At 53.2% G+C, this 15,317-nt stretch carries 16 protein-coding genes; 15 read left to right on the top strand and 1 reads right to left on the bottom strand.

Features of this window, described 5'->3' with window-relative positions; all coding sequences use genetic code 11:
• Positions 1 to 36: 36 nt before the first annotated feature.
• The 11 genes from uppS (at position 37) to gloA (ending at position 11,484) form a co-directional block, all read left to right on the top strand.
• Complete coding sequence (gene uppS, locus Abor_RS03925) at positions 37 to 771, top strand: polyprenyl diphosphate synthase (protein WP_048840541.1); 735 nt, start codon at positions 37 to 39, stop codon at positions 769 to 771.
• Positions 768 to 1,598 carry a phosphatidate cytidylyltransferase gene (locus Abor_RS03920; RefSeq protein WP_048840540.1) on the top strand — a complete coding sequence of 277 codons (831 nt, stop codon included), beginning with the start codon at positions 768 to 770 and terminating at the stop codon, positions 1,596 to 1,598. The genes uppS and Abor_RS03920 overlap by 4 nt, the downstream gene beginning before the upstream one ends.
• A 60-nt stretch (positions 1,599 to 1,658) precedes the next feature.
• Positions 1,659 to 2,816, top strand: a complete 1,158-nt coding sequence (dxr, locus tag Abor_RS03915) for a 1-deoxy-D-xylulose-5-phosphate reductoisomerase (RefSeq protein ID WP_048840539.1) — start codon at positions 1,659 to 1,661, stop codon at positions 2,814 to 2,816.
• Between the two features lie 31 nt (positions 2,817 to 2,847).
• Complete coding sequence (gene rseP / locus Abor_RS03910) at positions 2,848 to 3,960, top strand: RIP metalloprotease RseP (protein WP_180537851.1); 1,113 nt, start codon at positions 2,848 to 2,850, stop codon at positions 3,958 to 3,960.
• Between the two features lie 168 nt (positions 3,961 to 4,128).
• Positions 4,129 to 6,558 carry an outer membrane protein assembly factor BamA gene (gene bamA, locus Abor_RS03905; RefSeq protein WP_084594374.1) on the top strand — a complete coding sequence of 810 codons (2,430 nt, stop codon included), beginning with the start codon at positions 4,129 to 4,131 and terminating at the stop codon, positions 6,556 to 6,558.
• Positions 6,559 to 6,565: 7 nt separating this feature from the next.
• Positions 6,566 to 7,444 carry an OmpH/Skp family outer membrane protein gene (locus Abor_RS03900; protein WP_278368268.1) on the top strand — a complete coding sequence of 293 codons (879 nt, stop codon included), beginning with the start codon at positions 6,566 to 6,568 and terminating at the stop codon, positions 7,442 to 7,444.
• A gap of 2 nt (positions 7,445 to 7,446) precedes the next feature.
• Positions 7,447 to 8,535 (top strand): UDP-3-O-(3-hydroxymyristoyl)glucosamine N-acyltransferase, encoded by a 1,089-nt coding sequence (gene lpxD, locus Abor_RS03895; RefSeq protein ID WP_048840536.1) that lies wholly within the window; start codon positions 7,447 to 7,449, stop codon positions 8,533 to 8,535.
• A gap of 74 nt (positions 8,536 to 8,609) precedes the next feature.
• Positions 8,610 to 9,056 carry a 3-hydroxyacyl-ACP dehydratase FabZ gene (fabZ, locus tag Abor_RS03890; protein WP_256940292.1) on the top strand — a complete coding sequence of 149 codons (447 nt, stop codon included), beginning with the start codon at positions 8,610 to 8,612 and terminating at the stop codon, positions 9,054 to 9,056.
• A 135-nt stretch (positions 9,057 to 9,191) separates the two neighbouring features.
• Entirely contained in the window at positions 9,192 to 10,049 is an 858-nt protein-coding gene (lpxA, locus tag Abor_RS03885) for an acyl-ACP--UDP-N-acetylglucosamine O-acyltransferase (protein ID WP_048840534.1), read from the top strand.
• Positions 10,046 to 10,888 carry an LpxI family protein gene (locus tag Abor_RS03880; protein ID WP_048840533.1) on the top strand — a complete coding sequence of 281 codons (843 nt, stop codon included), beginning with the start codon at positions 10,046 to 10,048 and terminating at the stop codon, positions 10,886 to 10,888. Before lpxA ends, Abor_RS03880 begins: the two co-directional genes overlap by 4 nt.
• Positions 10,889 to 11,091: 203 nt before the next feature.
• The gene (gloA, locus tag Abor_RS03875) at positions 11,092 to 11,484 is read left to right on the top strand and encodes a lactoylglutathione lyase (RefSeq protein ID WP_048840532.1); all 393 of its coding nucleotides are present in this window, start codon (positions 11,092 to 11,094) and stop codon (positions 11,482 to 11,484) included.
• A gap of 68 nt (positions 11,485 to 11,552) precedes the next feature.
• Here the strand turns inward: gloA and Abor_RS03870 are convergent, their stop codons facing one another.
• Positions 11,553 to 11,975 (bottom strand): hypothetical protein, encoded by a 423-nt coding sequence (locus Abor_RS03870; RefSeq protein ID WP_048840531.1) that lies wholly within the window; start codon positions 11,973 to 11,975, stop codon positions 11,553 to 11,555.
• A gap of 158 nt (positions 11,976 to 12,133) precedes the next feature.
• Between Abor_RS03870 and rpmH the strand changes: the two genes are divergently transcribed.
• From rpmH to yihA, 4 genes are all read left to right on the top strand, one after another.
• A complete protein-coding gene (gene rpmH, locus Abor_RS03865; RefSeq protein ID WP_006559468.1) occupies positions 12,134 to 12,268 on the top strand; it encodes a 50S ribosomal protein L34 in 135 nt (44 codons plus the stop codon).
• A gap of 23 nt (positions 12,269 to 12,291) precedes the next feature.
• Positions 12,292 to 12,699: a ribonuclease P protein component gene (rnpA, locus tag Abor_RS03860; protein ID WP_048840530.1), complete on the top strand. Its 408-nt coding sequence runs from the start codon at positions 12,292 to 12,294 to the stop codon at positions 12,697 to 12,699.
• 149 nt (positions 12,700 to 12,848) lie between these two features.
• Positions 12,849 to 14,612: a membrane protein insertase YidC gene (gene yidC, locus Abor_RS03855; protein WP_048840529.1), complete on the top strand. Its 1,764-nt coding sequence runs from the start codon at positions 12,849 to 12,851 to the stop codon at positions 14,610 to 14,612.
• Positions 14,612 to 15,289, top strand: a complete 678-nt coding sequence (gene yihA / locus Abor_RS03850; RefSeq protein ID WP_048840528.1) for a ribosome biogenesis GTP-binding protein YihA/YsxC — start codon at positions 14,612 to 14,614, stop codon at positions 15,287 to 15,289. The genes yidC and yihA overlap by 1 nt, the downstream gene beginning before the upstream one ends.
• Positions 15,290 to 15,317 lie beyond the last annotated feature (28 nt).

Genomic DNA, 15,317 nt, shown 5'->3' with positions numbered 1-15,317 from the left:
CTTTCCTTGGTTCGTGATGGTGGATCAGTACCGATAATGTCAGCCGGAAAAGCAGACAAAAAACCCATAGTGCCAGCCCATGTTGCCGTTATTATGGACGGCAACGGGCGCTGGGCGTCTGAGCGTGGTTTGCCAAGGCTGGCTGGTCACAAGGCGGGGGCCGAGGCTGTTACGCGGTGCTTGCGGGCCGCTATTAACCGTGGCGTTGGCTATTTAACGCTTTACGCCTTTTCGTCTGAAAACTGGTCGCGCGAGCCAACTGAAGTTGCAGATTTAACCAGCTTGCTGCGGTATTATTTGCGGCACAAAGTGTCTGAATTGCACCGAGAAGGCGTGCGGGTGCGCTTTATTGGCGACCTCGCACGTTTTGATGAAAGCTTGCGTGAAGAGTTGGCCAAGGCTGAAGCCAAAACGCGGGATAATAAGCGTATCACCTTGCTTTTAGCCCTCTCTTACGGGGGGCGGGGTGATATTGTGCAAGCCGCCCGGCGCTTGGCGCAGGCCGCTAAGAGTGGTGACCTGCAACCCGAGCAGATTACCGAAAGCCTGTTTGCCGATAAGCTCTGGACAGCAGGCGTGCCTGATCCTGATGTAGTGGTGCGGACAAGTGGCGAATACAGACTATCCAACTTTTTGTTGTGGCAGAGTGCCTACGCTGAGTTGATGTTTTTAGATATTTTCTGGCCTGATTTTAACGAAGGGCATTTTGCAACAGTGTTAGATAATTATGCCCGACGTGAGCGCCGCTTTGGGGTGCGCCCAACAGTATGACCACAGCCCGTCCCTCAGCGTGGCGAGACCTTAAAGCTCGTCTGATTTCAGCGCTTGTGCTTGTTATTGTGGCTGGTACCGCTATTGGGCTTGGGGGCTGGTTTTATAAAGCGCTGGTGCTGGCCGCTATGGTTGGTATGGCTGCCGAGGCTGGTGTGCTGTTTGGTCTTGCCTCGCGCTCATGGCGTGGCAGCCTGTATATGCTGTGGGCTGCGGGGGCTTGGCTTGCTGCAGCAACGGGCCGGTGGGAGGCTATTCCGGCTTTTTGTATTTCAGCCTTGGTGTTTGGTGCGCCGCTTTGCCTTATTATGTGCATTATTGTGCTGGCAGGTAACGCGTTGCTATGGCTGCGCCCAGAAGGTGTTTTGCCGGTTCTGTTTGTTATTTGTGTTGTGGTGGCAAGCGATAGCTGCGCCTACCTGACAGGGCGCATGATTGGTGGCCCTAAACTGGCACCTCGTATCTCTCCCGGTAAAACATGGTCTGGCTCTGTTGGGGGGTTGGTTGGTGCTTTGGCGTGCGGCACGCTGATAGCAACCTATGCAGGGCAGGGTGGTGTTGCAACGGCAGCGCTATGGGGCGCTGTGCTGGGTATTGTTGCGCAAGCAGGTGACCTTGCAGAAAGTGGCATGAAGCGCGCTTTAGGCGTAAAAGATTCCGGTACATTACTGCCCGGCCACGGTGGTTTGCTCGACCGTTTTGATGGCTTGGTGTTTGCGGCACCCGTTGCTGCAGTTCTTTCTCTGTGCGTGCCTACTGGTGCCCCTTTTTGGGTGGCTGGTTGGCATGCCGTGTTCGCGGCTCTTGCAGGTCATCTGCCGGGGTAAATTATGGTGCGTGCCGCAGGCCCTGTTTTTGCGGTGCATAGGGTTAAAAGAGTAAGGTATATGAGAACCGTAACCGTTCTGGGAAGCACCGGCAGTATTGGCTGCTCCACAGTCGATCTGCTTGAACAGGCACGCGACCAGTATCGGGTACGGGCGCTTGTGGGGGGCAAAAATGTTGCCCGCCTTGCCGAGCAAGCCAAAGGCCTAAACGCTGAACTGGCCGTGCTGGCTGATGAAAGCGGGCTTGAGGAGCTACGCTCCCTTCTGGCAGGCACGCAAACGCGTGTTGCGGCAGGCCGTCAGGCCGTTATTGAGGCCGCAGGTTTGCCCGCAGATTGGACAATGGCTGCCATTACCGGTGCTGCGGGGCTTGAGCCAACATTGGCCTCTGTCAAAAATGGTCATTCTGTTGCATTGGCTAACAAAGAGGCCTTGGTGTGTGCGGGCGATGTGATGCTGCGTGCCGTGGCAGAAGCTGGGGCTACGTTGCTACCGGTCGATTCTGAGCATAATGCCGTTTACCAGTCTATGGCCGACCGGCAGGCCGATCAGGTTGAGAAAATTATTCTCACCGCTTCTGGCGGCCCATTCCGCAAAGCGTCACTTGAGGTGATGGAAGCCGCAACACCTGCGCAGGCGCTTAAGCACCCAACATGGAGCATGGGGGCAAAAATCAGCATTGATTCTGCCACTATGTTCAATAAAGGCCTAGAAGTAATTGAGGCCGCACGGATTTTTGGCCTGACCGAAGACCGTATTGATGTGCTGGTGCACCCGCAGTCTGTTGTGCATGGCATGGTGCAGTACACAGATGGGAGCCTGATTGCCCAGATGGGTTCGGCCGACATGCGTATTCCCATTGCGCACACGTTGGCATGGCCCAAGCGTATGGCCACAACATCGCCCCGGCTTGATCTGGCCGCTTTTGGAACGCTAGAGTTTAGTGCTCCAGACGAGGTGCGTTTTCCGGCTCTAAGGTTGGCCCGTCAAGCCTTGCGGAGTGGCGGTGCTGCCCCGGCTATTCTTTCTGCTGCCAATGAAATAGCGGTAGAAGCCTTTTTGCACGAGCAAATTGGTTTTCTGGATATTGCCCGGGTGGTTGAAAAGGTTATGACCAAACTTGGTGCCCCACCAGCAGATACGCTTGATGCCGTACTGCATTGGGACGCTGAGGCTCGCAGGGAAGCCCGCGCCCTTATTCCTGCCACTGTGGCTTGAGTTTGGTACCTGAAACGCCGATATTCGGATTATCATGATACACGAATACCTCCGTACGTTTGTTTCCTTCGCCTTTGTGCTGGGTGTGCTTGTTACGATTCACGAGCTTGGCCACTATCTTGCTGCCCGCTGGCGTGGGGTGCATGTGGAGGTATTTTCGCTTGGGTTTGGGCCAGCCTTGTTTCGCTGGTACGACAAAAGTGGCACGGAATGGCGTATCTGCCCTATTCCGTTAGGAGGGTTTGTACGCCCGCATGGGTTTGAAGACCCTGAGGATGCAACGCCTGAGCAAAAAGCAGCTTGGATTGCGGGGCGTACCTTCCACGATAAATCTGTTTTGTCTCGGGCTATCGTCATTTTGGCGGGGCCGGTCTTTAATTTCTTGCTCGCCATTGTGCTGTTTACAATTATTTTTGTAGCAAGCGGGCAGCCTAAAGTGCGTAACGATGTGGCGCAGGTGCTCCCCAATAGTGCCGCCGCTGTTGCTGGTGTGCAAAAAGGCGATGAGGTGCTCAAGGTTGGTGAGCATGCGTTTAAAAATGCTGAAGATGTTCAAGCAACAGTTATGGCTCAGCCGGGTGCCCAAACCACTCTGACCGTGCGTCGTAATGGGCAAGATGTTGTGCTGCCGCTTACCATTGGCAGTGTAACCGATTCGGGTAGTGCTGCACCGCATGGCCGCATTGGCGTGCTTTTCGCGACAGAGTTTGGCAAGCCTTTACCCTTACACAAGGCTTTTGTGGCCGGTGTAAAAGAAACTTGGAAAGTTTCTGTCCAGACCCTTCAGGGTGTGTGGCAAATCCTGACAGGGCAGCATACGGCCAAAGACCTAGGCGGGCCGCTTAAAATTGCCCAAATGTCGGGTAAAGTGGCGCAGTACGGTTTTACAAGTCTGCTGTCGTTCATGGCTTTGCTTTCTGTTAATCTGGGTCTAATAAACTTGTTCCCGGTGCCGCTTCTTGATGGTGGAAGACTTGTCTTTTATGCGATAGAGGCAGCAAGGGGGCGTCCGGTTTCTAAACGGGTGCAGGAAGTGAGTTTTCAGGCCGGGTTTGCTGTTCTGGCTGGTCTTTTTCTGTTTTCCACGTTTAATGACCTTTCCAGCTTTGGGTTGTTCAAATGGGTTGCGTCTTTAGTAAGCTAAGGTTCGGCTGGGTTGGAACGGAAGAACTTGCGTGACAACAGCTTTATCGGATACGTCCCATCGTGGGCGAAATACCATCAGGAGATGGACTCCTGATTATGGAACGACCCGGATGGAGGGTGGCAAATCTTGACGGGTAAGCGTTCAGCCCTTTTTGTGTCTGTTTGCATGGTTCCTTTCCTGTTTCAGGAAGGTCATGCCGTTGCCGCGACAGCAGCAGATTATTCTGGTCGGGCTCACCCGCCTTCAGCGGTGTCCGCTGTGCGGCATGGTGGGGCGCGGCTTACCAGCACAGAAATTGCCTCGGCCCACAGCAGTGGGCTACCGAAAGGTGGTGTTATTGAAGAGATTGAGGTCTCTGGTAATACCCGTATCGAAACCAATACCGTACTGTCTTACATGGTGGTGCGTGAAGGAGATGCCTTTGCGCAAGACGATCTCGACCGCTCTTTGAAGACACTTTACGCAACGGGTTTGTTTAAAGACGTTACCCTGCGCCGCGAAGGGAATATTCTCAAGGTGCGGTTGGTTGAAAACCCGATCGTGAACCGTATTGTATTTGAAGGAAACCACGCTGCTAAAGATGAAGACCTGCGTAAGGTTATCTCTTTGCGGCCACGTGCGGTTTTCTCGGCAGAAAGCACGGCAGATGACCGACAGAAAATTCTGGAAGTTTATGCCCAAAAAGCGCGTTATGCGGCGGTTGTAACGCCACAAATTGTTAAGCTGGCCCATAACCGCGTTGATGTGATTTTTCAGGTAACAGAAGGGCCGCAAACCCTTATCCGTAAAATTGCGTTTGTCGGGAATAAAGCCTTTGGCGAAAATAAGCTGGCAGGTGTTGTCTCTTCAAAAGAAACAGCATGGTTCCGCTTTTTCTCCTCGGCTGATGAATACAACCCAGACCGTCTGAAATACGATGCGGAACTGCTCCGGCATTTTTACCTGAATAACGGCTATGTTGATTTTCAGGTGAAAAATGCCACAGGCGAATTGTCTCCCGACCGTAAGTCTTTTTACGTAACCTTTACGGTAGATGAAGGTCCACGTTACCGTTTAGGTAAGGTTGATATTCGCTCAAGCCTGCGCCATGTTCCGGCTAAGTCTTTGCGTAAGTATGTCGAGCTGTTTGCCCACCAGTGGTACGATGGTAAGGCGGTGCAAGACAACGCAACGGATATGGAAGAGATCCTGCAAGGGCAGGGGCATCCGTTTGCTATGGTACGGCCAGAAATTGCCCGTAACCCTGAAAAAGGCGTGGTTAACCTACTGTTTGACGTAAGCGAAGGCCCACGTCGTTACATTGAACGTATTGATGTAAACGGAAACACCGTAACGCAGGATAACGTCATACGCCGTCAGCTTCCGTTTGCCGAGAGCGACCCCTATACGCCAAGCTACAAAAAATATGCCAAGGCAGCCCTGCAAGATCTTGGGTTCTTTAAAACTGTTTCTATTGATGAAACGCCCGGTTCTGCACAGGATCGGACAAACGTGGCTGTTAACGTTGTTGAAAAGCCGACCGGTGAGTTCTCGCTGGGTGGTGGTTACTCAACAGACGTAGGCGTTATTGGTAATATTGGCTTAAAGCAGCATAACTTGCTTGGTACCGGGGTAGATGCTGGTTTGTCTGGCACAATGTCTATGTGGCAGAAACAGGCAGATTTCTCAGTGACTGACCCCGCGTTTCTGGGACGAAATATGGTTGTAGGTCTCGATCTGTTCGGGATTGAGAACAAGTATATGACGTATCAGAACTATTCTGAAAGTCGGTACGGTCTTACCCTGCGTATGGGGTACTCCTATAACCGTTACCTCTCCCAGTCTTGGAACTATACCTTGACCCGCCGTAATGTGGGCAGCGTGTGGGATGAATCTTCATGGTATGTTATTGATCAGAAAGGGCATTCTACCCTTTCCCAGATCGGTACAACTCTGATGTATGATCGCCGTGATAACCACATGAACCCGCATAGCGGCTATATGGTGTCTCTCGGTGGAGACTTCGCCGGTCTTGGCGGGAATGAAAAATACGTCCGTGGCAAGGCCAACGTTGCATATTACATTCCGCTCGATAACCTGATGAATAACCATGACTGGACTGTGGCTTTCCGTGGTGGCGTTGGCTACATGGCAGACTGGGGCGGTGGTCGACACGATATTATCGATAACTTCTATCTGGGTGGTAACAACCTACGCGGCTTCCTTGATGGTGGTGCAGGCCCCCGAAGCGTTGGTTCAAATCCTGGCCATTCAGCAGAAGATCTTATCGGTGGTCGCTTTATGTATACGGCGTCTGCTCAGGTTAATTTCCCCATTCCAATGTTGTCTGACATGGGTGTGAAAGGGCGCGCGTTCGTAGATTCAGGGAGCCTTGCCGGGCTGCGTGTACGCCGCCGCCTGACCAACCCTGTGACAGACCAACCCGATTATACCCCAGTAAGTGGTGACACCTTGCACCCACGTGTAAGTGCGGGTGCAGGCTTCTCGTGGCAGAGCCCGTTTGGGCTGTTGAATATTGACCTTGGTGTGCCTGTTATGCGCAGCCATAATGACCGTACACAGCTTCTTCGCTTTGGCTTCGGCCAGCAATTCTGAGGTAAGAATGCCCTATTCATACAGAAAGGCCCTTCTCGGAGCGGCTCTCCTGTCTTTTTCTGTTGTCGTAACACCTTCTGCGCAGGCGCAAAATTCTGGCGGTGGCTGGTTCGTACCGAAAGCCTCTCAGCCAGCGCCAGCACCTGCGGCACACCCTCAGCATCGTGCAGCCGCGACAGCGCCGGTTGGGGTGCCTGGCCCGGCCACGGATAGCGAAGAAGCAGAGCAGGGCTCACCTGTTCTGCCACTGCCGCCTATTCCTAACGCACCTGAGCTGCCTAAAAGTGTTGCCCCACCACAGGCTATTATTGGGGTGATCAGCGTTTCTGGCGTTATGCGCCAGTCTTCTGCTGCAGCGCAGGTTGAGCGCATTCTTGGTGCTCGGCGTGATGAACTGGCACAAGACCTGCAAAAAGAGCAGGCTGGTTGGCGTGATGAGCAGCAGAAATTGCAGGCTCAGGCTAAGTCTATGACCTCTGACCAGATCCAGTCCCGTGAGCGTAACCTGCAAAGCCGTGTTATGAAGGCTCAGCAGACGTTTAGAAACCGCAACCGTATTATTCAGGAAGCGGCTCAGGTTTCTCTGGGGCAGATTGAGCGTGAGTTGGTGCAGGTTATCCAGAAAGTGGCCAGTGCACATGGTATGAACCTTGTGCTGCATAGCGAGCAAGTTGCTTTGCATGTTGATGGGCAAGATATTACGAATGAAGTGGCAAAGCAGCTAAATACGATCCTGCCTGCCGTTTTCATTCCTGAAGCGAATGTTGACCCAGAAGAGCTGGCAAAATCTGGTAAAATGCCGACAACGGCAGATGCTGACCAACAGCAACTACCCGCTACTGGCCCGGCACCAGCGGTGACACCTGCTGCTAGCCCGAAAAAATAAGCATGGCAGCGCCCCAGCCTTCTCCTTCGGGCCCAGCGAATGCACGTTTTTTTGTGCGCTCTGGGCCGTTTGATGCACAAACACTTGCGCAAGCAGCAGGGGCGACGCTCCAGCTGCCCAAGCAGGGACAGTTGGATGGGGCAAGCTTTAGCGGTATTGCGCCGCTACAAAGCGCAGGCCCGCGTGATGTCAGTTTTCTAGACAACCGACGTTACGCGCCCTTGCTTGAGCAAACGCAGGCAGGTCTGGTTATTGTTGCATCTGCTTTTGCAGAAAAAGTGCCAGCACACTGTGCGGCACTTGTTTCATCTTCGCCATATTTGGCGTGGTCGCGGGTTGCGCGGCTTTTCCACCCCTTACAACCTGCTAAGCCGGGTATTCATCCCTCAGCTTGCGTTGACCCGACAGCTGAGATTGATCCGTCGTGCGAAATCGGGCCGTTTGCCGTTATTGGTGCAGGGGCAGAGATAGGTGCGCGCAGCATTATTGGCGCTCATACTGTTGTCGGTCAGGGTGTACAAATTGCAGCAGACTGCCGCATTGGTAACCATGTAACGCTTTCTCATGCTGTATTGGGTGAGCGGGTTATTTTGTTACCGGGGGCGCGTATTGGGCAAGACGGCTTTGGTTTTGCTGTCGGGCCAGATGGCTTTGAAAGCGTGCCACAGCTTGGCCGGGTTGTTATCGAGCACGATGTAGAAATTGGAGCCAATACAACTATCGATCGCGGTTCGGTGAACGATACGGTTATTGGGGCAGGCTCTCGTCTCGATAATTTGGTGCAGATTGGGCATAATGCCCGGTTGGGGCGTTGCTGTATTGTGGTGTCCCAGGCGGGTATTTCTGGCTCTACCGTGCTGGAAGACTTTGTGACTGTTGCGGCGCAAGCGGGTTTAATTGGCCATATTCGTATAGGGGCAAAAGCCCGCATTGGTGCGCAGTGTGGTGTAATGTCTGACGTTGAAAGCGGCGCAGATGTTATAGGCAGCCCAGCTATGCCTTTCCGTGAATTTTTCCGCAATGTTGCAGTATTGCGTAAATTGGCTAAAAAAGCATCCGGATCTGCGCAAGGCAGTTCGGATAAAGCGTAAACAAACGCCAGATTTTTCTGGCCGAGAAGGGTGGTCTAGGGGACGTGGAGACGAAACAAGAGTCGCAGCAGAGCGTGCAGACAATCGACAAAATTGATGTCAACCGCATTATGCAAGCGATTCCGCACAGATATCCTTTTCTTCTTATCGACAGAATGGTGGATATTGTTCTGGGAGAAGAGGCGACTGGCATTAAGAATGTTTCGGTTAATGAGCCGTTCTTTCAAGGCCACTTTCCAGAGCGCCCAGTTATGCCAGGTGTGCTGCTTATTGAAGCTATGGCACAGACCGCTGCAACCCTTGTGGTCTTGACGCTGGGTGAAGCTTTTGAAGGTAAGCTGGTTTATTTTATGACGATTGATGGCGCTAAGTTCCGCCGCCCGGTAGAGCCAGGTGACCAAGTGCGTATTCATGTCAAAAAAGAACGCCACCGTGCCAATGTTTGGAAATTCCGTGGGGAAGCCAAGGTAGACGGCCAAACTGTGGCTGAAGCTTCTTTTAGTGCCATGATTATGGGCTAAAAGTGGGAGATTTTTCCGCTTCTGTTAGACATATTACAATAGGTTGCCCAGAAAGCGCCTGTTTTCTGCGCAACTTTGTTTTGCATTTTTCTGGTACATGTCGAACTATGCAAAACAGGCATAAGAGGAGTTGAGATGGTGCATGCCGTACAGGAAAACAGGGCAACCGTCATTCACCCCACTGCCATTGTTGCGCCAGAGGCCCAAATTGGCAGGGGCGTTTCTATAGGGCCATGGTGCACGGTTGGCCCGCACGTAGTCATTGAAGACAACGCAGAGCTTATTTCTCACGTAGTGGTTGATGGGCATACCCGCTTAGGTGCGGGGTCTCGTTATTTTCCGTTTTGCACCATTGGTATGGCCCCGCAGGACTTAAAATATAAAGGCGAGCCAACTCGGTGCGAGGTGGGCGCTCGGACTGTTGTGCGCGAGCATGTGACCATTCACCGTGGTACAGCGTCAGGCAGTGGTCTTACCCATGTGGGTGATGATGTGCTCATTATGGCTAATGCCCATGTAGCACACGACTGTTGGTTGGGTAATCGCGTTATTATTGTCAATAACGTGGTTATGGGGGGCCATGTGGTCATTGATGATGATGCGCGCATTATGGGGTCTGCGGCTATTCATCAGTTTGTGCGTATTGGGCATGCAGCACTTGTGGGGGGCGTTGCCGGGGTAGAGGCAGACGTTATCCCCTACGGCAGTGTGCTGGGTAACCGTGCGCGCCTGGTTAGCCTACACTGGATCTGGCTGCGGCGTAACGGTGTACAATCTGCTGAGATCCACCGTATGCGTAAGGCGTATTTTACACTTTACCCGAAAGTGGACGAAGAGGGCACGTTTGCAACACGGCTTGAAGCAGTGCGGCGTGACTTTGGGGCAGACCCACGCATTAAAGAAATTCTGGCCTTTATTGATGCCCCAAGCCGGCGTGGTTTAGTGCGTATTGCACGGGGTGACTATAGTACGGCAGAAACCGAAGGCGCGTGAGCTGGGCTGTGGGTGGGGTTGGTATTCTGGCAGGAGGTGGCCCGTTACCAGCTCAGGTAGCAGAGGCCGCCCGTGCGCAAGGGCGCTCTGTTTTTATTATTGGTTTTGATGGCTTTGCAGAGCCTGAGCAACTTGCCCCATGGCCGCATGAAATGGTGCGGTTGGGGGCTGCTGGGCGCATGCTCTCTCTTTTGCATACCCATAAATGTTCCGATCTGGTGTTGATTGGGCCTATTCGCCGCCCGTCTTTACGGAGCCTTTGCCCAGATACGGAAGGGGCGCGTATTCTTGCGCGCCTAGGGCGTGCTTTGTTTGCGGGAGATGATGGGCTTTTGGCCGCCCTTGTGCGTATTTTGGGCGAGGAAGGTTTTACAGTACGTGGCGCGCACGAGTTTTTATCGGCTGCTGTAGCGCAACCCGGTATATTGGGCTGCGTCGCACCAGATAGCCTTGCACGGCAGGATATTCAACGCGGTATAGAGGTGGTGCAGGCACTCGGCTGCTTGGATATAGGGCAGGGGTGTGTCGTGCAAAATGGCCTTGTATTGGCGGTAGAAGCCATGGAAGGAACAGACCGAATGCTTGCACGCGCTGGCGAGTGCCACCAGCCCGGCGCTGGGGGGGTTCTGGTGAAGCTTTTAAAGCCAGGGCAAGACAAACGGGCAGATATGCCAACCATCGGCCCCTCAACCTTACGCAACGCCAGCAAGGCAGGTTTGCGAGGGGTAGCGTTTGAAGCTGCTAACACCCTTATGACAGACCGAGACGGCTGTATTGCCGAGGCTGATAAAGCTGGACTGTTTTTAATAGCGATCGACCCAACACATTTTGCTGTGTGAGCGGTTGGTCTGGCTTTTGGCTGCGTTTGCGCTACGCATGTTTCTCCTGACCGCAGGGGCGCAGGTGTGTGCCGTAATGCGTGGCCTTTGGGCTGGGTGGGCGCCAAATTTTCTACGTGGGCGCGCAAACGTTTTGTGAACGCCTACTTTGCGTTTGAAAATGATCTGCGTGCAAAAGAGAGCTGAGAAGAAAGGGTATCAAAATGCCAAGCTACCTTCATACTATGGTGCGTGTACGTAACCTTGAGCAAAGTCTCACCTTTTACCGGCTGCTGGGTATGCATGAACTGCGCCGTAGAGACGTGCCAGAAGGGCGTTATACGCTGGTTTTTATAGGTTTTGGCGATAATGCCCAAGGGCAGGCAGAAATTGAACTGACCTATAACTGGGGGCAGGATAACGGATATGATGTGGGCACGGGCTTTGGCCATTTTGCCATAGGGGTGCCTGATGTCGCTGCCCTTGTTGAGCGTGTGCGTGAGGGGGGAGGCAAGGTAACGCGAGAGGCTGGGCCGGTAAAATTTGGCACAACGGTTATTGCTTTTGTTGAAGACCCCGATGGTTATAAAATAGAACTGATAGAGCGGGCAGAATAACCACTGCCTGTGCACTATTGCTTACAAAAGCCGCCAGTATAGTCTGGCGGCTTTTTTTATGATGCTTTTTAGGATGAGCGTTGTTTAAGCCGCGCTAATAGCCGGTCAAAAGAGGCATTTACGGTTGTGGCAGCTTTTTGCACCGTGGGGTCTGTGCTGGTTTCTAGCTGCTCAATAGCCAACATGGCGGGGGAAATAATGCCTTTAATATCGTGGCGGAGTTTGGGGTCTGGCTCAGCCCCGCTGAGTGCCGCAGATGTGATGGGAGCGGGAGCCTGAACCGGAGGCGTGGCTGTGTGCGACTCCTGCATTTGTGGGGGCGTTTTTGTGTGTAAAAAATACCCAATGCCAGCGCCAATAAGGGCGGCCAAAACAACGGGCAGTATCCCTGCAGGAAAAGAAAGGCCCAGCACCCCAGAAACCAGTGCACCAAGAACTGGCAGGCAGAAAAGAGAGGCCAAAATGGCGGAGTAAGAAGCTGTATGGCGCATAGAAAACACTCTTTTTAAGAATTAAGCGATAAAAGCAGTGCCAAGACTCTGCCCTTATGATTGACGGGTGCAAGTCTGAACAGTATAAGCCGCCCCTGATCTGGGTAGGTGGTTTAGTGCTGCCTGCATGTCCTCTATAGTAAAAAGGGAGTGCTGTAATGAAGCGCACTTATCAACCGTCCCGGCTGGTTCGCAAACGTCGTCATGGTTTCCGTGCACGTATGGCAACTGTTGGTGGCCGTCGTATTATTGCTAACCGTCGTTCTAAAGGCCGTAAGCGTCTTTCTGCTTAAGTCTTTACCGGTTATCCGGTATCATGCACCGGAATAAAGGCCCAGAAGGGGCGGGGGCGCCGTTAGAACGTTCCCAGCGCCTGAAAACACGCAAAGAGTTTCTCTTTCTGGCTGCGCGGGGGCGTAAAGCACCTGTGCGGGGTCTTGTTCTACAAGTTTTCCGGCGCAAAGATTCGGAAGCCGCACGAGTAGGCTTTACGGTTACCAAAAAGGTCGGGAACGCCGTAGTACGCAACAGGGCTCGCCGCCGGTTGCGTGAAGTGGTAAGAGTGGTAGAAGCCGAAATGCCGCTCAATGGTCTTGACCTTGTTTTGATAGGTCGTGCTGCTACGGGTGAACGTCTTTTTACGGACCTGGTGGCGGATTTTCGCAAGGCGTTAACTCAGTGCCTTGCCGAAGCCGACAGGAAAACACACACAGCCCAAAAATAACATAAATCCAGATTGGATTATGGTGGGGGTCTGTTTTCTCGGCTTGCATTTCTTCTCATCCTGCGCTGCAACCAGAGTGCCGTTAAGACTCCGTGCTTTACGGTGGTGTTAATCTTTAGGTTTCGTGCAAGGGGGCCAGCTGGCCAGCAATGGATACAAGACGTCTTATACTGGCAACGCTGCTGTCAGCCGCGGTTCTTATCGGGTTTGACTATTTCTTTCCGCAGGCACCTAAAGCGCCTGTTGCGTCAGCCCCTCAGCAAAATATTTCGGCCCCTGCCGCCCAAGGCACAGGGGCGCAAGGGCAGGCTGCTCAGCCTGCAACGGCTGCACAAAGCGTAGAGGCCTCTGGCCAGCCAGATGGCCCAGAGACACGTGTGGTAATTGATGCCCCCGCCGTACAAGGGAGCCTGAGCCTGCGCGGTGCCCGTCTGGATGACCTGGTACTGAAAAACTACCGTGAAACAACAGACGCCAACAGCCCAGATGTGCGGGTGCTTAGCCACGCCAACCAGCCCAAGCCGGACTATATTGATTTTGGCTGGCGCGCGCCGGCAGATGTTGCCGTGCATTTGCCTGATGCCACAACGCTCTGGAAAGCAGATGCCACCCGTTTAGATGCAACCCACCCCGTAACCCTAAGCTGGGATAACGGGCAGGGTCTGACCTTTGAAATTGCATTGAACATTGACCAGAACTTTATGTTCACGGTTACGCAGAGCGTGCATAACCAGACCGGCCAAGCTGTAGCGCTTTACCCGTACTACCGTGTAAACCGTGGCTATACGCCCGAAACTAACGGCGGCATGCTGGTGCATGAAGGCCCCATTTCCGTTATTGATGGCCGCCTGAACGAAGGGTCTTACAAGTCTGTTAAGGCTGATGGTGTACCCCCCAACAATGTTGCATGGAGCCACCAAGGTGTAGGTGGTTGGGCTGGTATTACAGATAAATACTGGCTTATGGCTGTGCTGCCAGACCAAACTGAGCAAGTTGTGGGCACCTATGGCTACCAGCCGCAAAACGGCATGTACCAGGTAGGCTTTACTGCCACAGCCCCTGTGCAGGTTGCCGCAGGCCAAAGTGCGAGTGTGCAGGCCCATGTATTTGCTGGTGCCAAAGAAGTACGCCTGCTTGACCAGTACGAGAAGGCGCTGCATGTGCCTATGTTCTGGAAAGCGGTAGACTTTGGGTGGCTCTCATTCCTGACCCGTCCGGTGTTTTTTGTGCTGGACTGGCTGTATTCCATGATGGGTAATTTTGGTCTGGCCCTGCTGACCTTTACCGTGATTGTGAAGCTGGCCTTTCTGCCGCTTACCATTAAGCAAATGCGTATGACATGGAAAACCAGCCGTCTGAAGCCAAAGGTTGACCAGCTACGCGCCCGCTACAAAGACGACCCGATGGTGATGCAGCAGAAAATGATGCAGCTTTACCGTGAGGAAGGGGTGAACCTGTTTGGTGGCTTCCTGCCGCTGTTTATTCAGGCCCCTGTGTTCTGGTGCTTGTATAAAGACCTGTATGTTACCATTGAAATGCGGCATGCGCCGTTCTTTGGGTGGATTAAAGACCTCTCTGCGCCAGACCCGACCAACATTTTCAACCTGTTTGGTCTTATCCCGTTTGATCCGTCACAGCTTTTGGCTTTGCTGTCTCTTGGGGCTTGGCCAATCATTTATGGTGGCACCATGTTCCTGATGCAGCGCATCAGCTCTAGCGCTACCAGCATGGACCCCGCGCAGCAGAAGGTTATGAGCTTTATCCCGCTGCTCTTTACCTTCTTTATGGCGCATCAGCCTGTTGGTCTGGTTATTTACTATAGCTGGAGCAATATTCTGACCGCCTTGCAGCAGGTTATTATTATGGGCCGCTTTAAATCAGCTGATAAAAAAGCGGTGGTGAGCAAAAACTAATGCCAGATGCCGTACACTCTTTTAGAGAGCTGAAAGACGAGAGCCAGATTACCGCCGCCCTTGAGGAAGGGCGGCTGCTTTTTGCCGGGTCTTGCGAATTTATTTTTGGGGCGCAAAAGCTGGGGCAACTGCCCCCGCAAACTTTGCCAGAAATTGCGTTTGCAGGGCGTTCTAATGTGGGTAAATCGAGCCTGATTAACGCGCTTACGGGGCGTAAGGCCTTGGCGCGCGCGTCGTCAGAGCCGGGGCGCACCAAACAGCTTAATTTCTTTAATCTGGCAGACCGGCTTATGCTGGTTGATATGCCGGGTTATGGGTACGCCAAGGCTGCCAAGTCTGTTAAGGAAGACTGGCAGGAAATGATGTTTGACTACTTGCGTGGCCGCCCAGAGCTTAAACGTGTGTTGTTGCTGCTTGATGCCCGTATTGAGCTCAAGCAGACAGACATAGACGTGATGAAGCTGTTAGACCGGGCGGCAGTGAGTTTTCAGATTGTGCTTACCAAGTGTGATGCGGTTAAGCCGCAGGCCATGGCGCGTAAGCAGGAGGCCATGCAGGCTATTGCCGCCAAGCACCCCGCTGCCTGCCCCTTTTTGTCTCTGACCAGCAGTGAGGCTGGGGAAGGGATAGAGGCACTGCGTGCCGAGCTTGCGGGCTTTGCCCTTCCGACTTCCTGAACGCCTTTTGTGGGCAGATTTTAGCAGC

Origin of the sequence: Acetobacter orientalis, from assembly GCF_000963965.1 — a bacterium.
GTDB lineage: Bacteria > Pseudomonadota > Alphaproteobacteria > Acetobacterales > Acetobacteraceae > Acetobacter > Acetobacter orientalis.
The sequence above is the reverse complement of the archived record's forward strand: the minus strand, read 5'-3'. Positions and strand labels throughout refer to the sequence as shown.

Bases quoted from the DNA above. Each gene is read 5' to 3' on its own strand.
- Abor_RS03870 (WP_048840531.1), bottom strand. From the start codon at position 11,975: ATGCGCCATACAGCTTCTTACTCCGCCATTTTGGCCTCTCTTTTCTGC.
- lpxA (WP_048840534.1), top strand. From the start codon at position 9,192: ATGGTGCATGCCGTACAGGAAAACAGGGCAACCGTCATTCACCCCACT.
- bamA (WP_084594374.1), top strand. From the start codon at position 4,129: ATGGTTCCTTTCCTGTTTCAGGAAGGTCATGCCGTTGCCGCGACAGCA.
- rpmH (WP_006559468.1), top strand. From the start codon at position 12,134: ATGAAGCGCACTTATCAACCGTCCCGGCTGGTTCGCAAACGTCGTCAT.
- yihA (WP_048840528.1), top strand. From the start codon at position 14,612: ATGCCAGATGCCGTACACTCTTTTAGAGAGCTGAAAGACGAGAGCCAG.
- gloA (WP_048840532.1), top strand. From the start codon at position 11,092: ATGCCAAGCTACCTTCATACTATGGTGCGTGTACGTAACCTTGAGCAA.
- dxr (WP_048840539.1), top strand. From the start codon at position 1,659: ATGAGAACCGTAACCGTTCTGGGAAGCACCGGCAGTATTGGCTGCTCC.
- Abor_RS03900 (WP_278368268.1), top strand. From the start codon at position 6,566: ATGCCCTATTCATACAGAAAGGCCCTTCTCGGAGCGGCTCTCCTGTCT.
- uppS (WP_048840541.1), top strand. From the start codon at position 37: ATGTCAGCCGGAAAAGCAGACAAAAAACCCATAGTGCCAGCCCATGTT.
- yidC (WP_048840529.1), top strand. From the start codon at position 12,849: ATGGATACAAGACGTCTTATACTGGCAACGCTGCTGTCAGCCGCGGTT.
- Abor_RS03920 (WP_048840540.1), top strand. From the start codon at position 768: ATGACCACAGCCCGTCCCTCAGCGTGGCGAGACCTTAAAGCTCGTCTG.
- rnpA (WP_048840530.1), top strand. From the start codon at position 12,292: ATGCACCGGAATAAAGGCCCAGAAGGGGCGGGGGCGCCGTTAGAACGT.
- lpxD (WP_048840536.1), top strand. From the start codon at position 7,447: ATGGCAGCGCCCCAGCCTTCTCCTTCGGGCCCAGCGAATGCACGTTTT.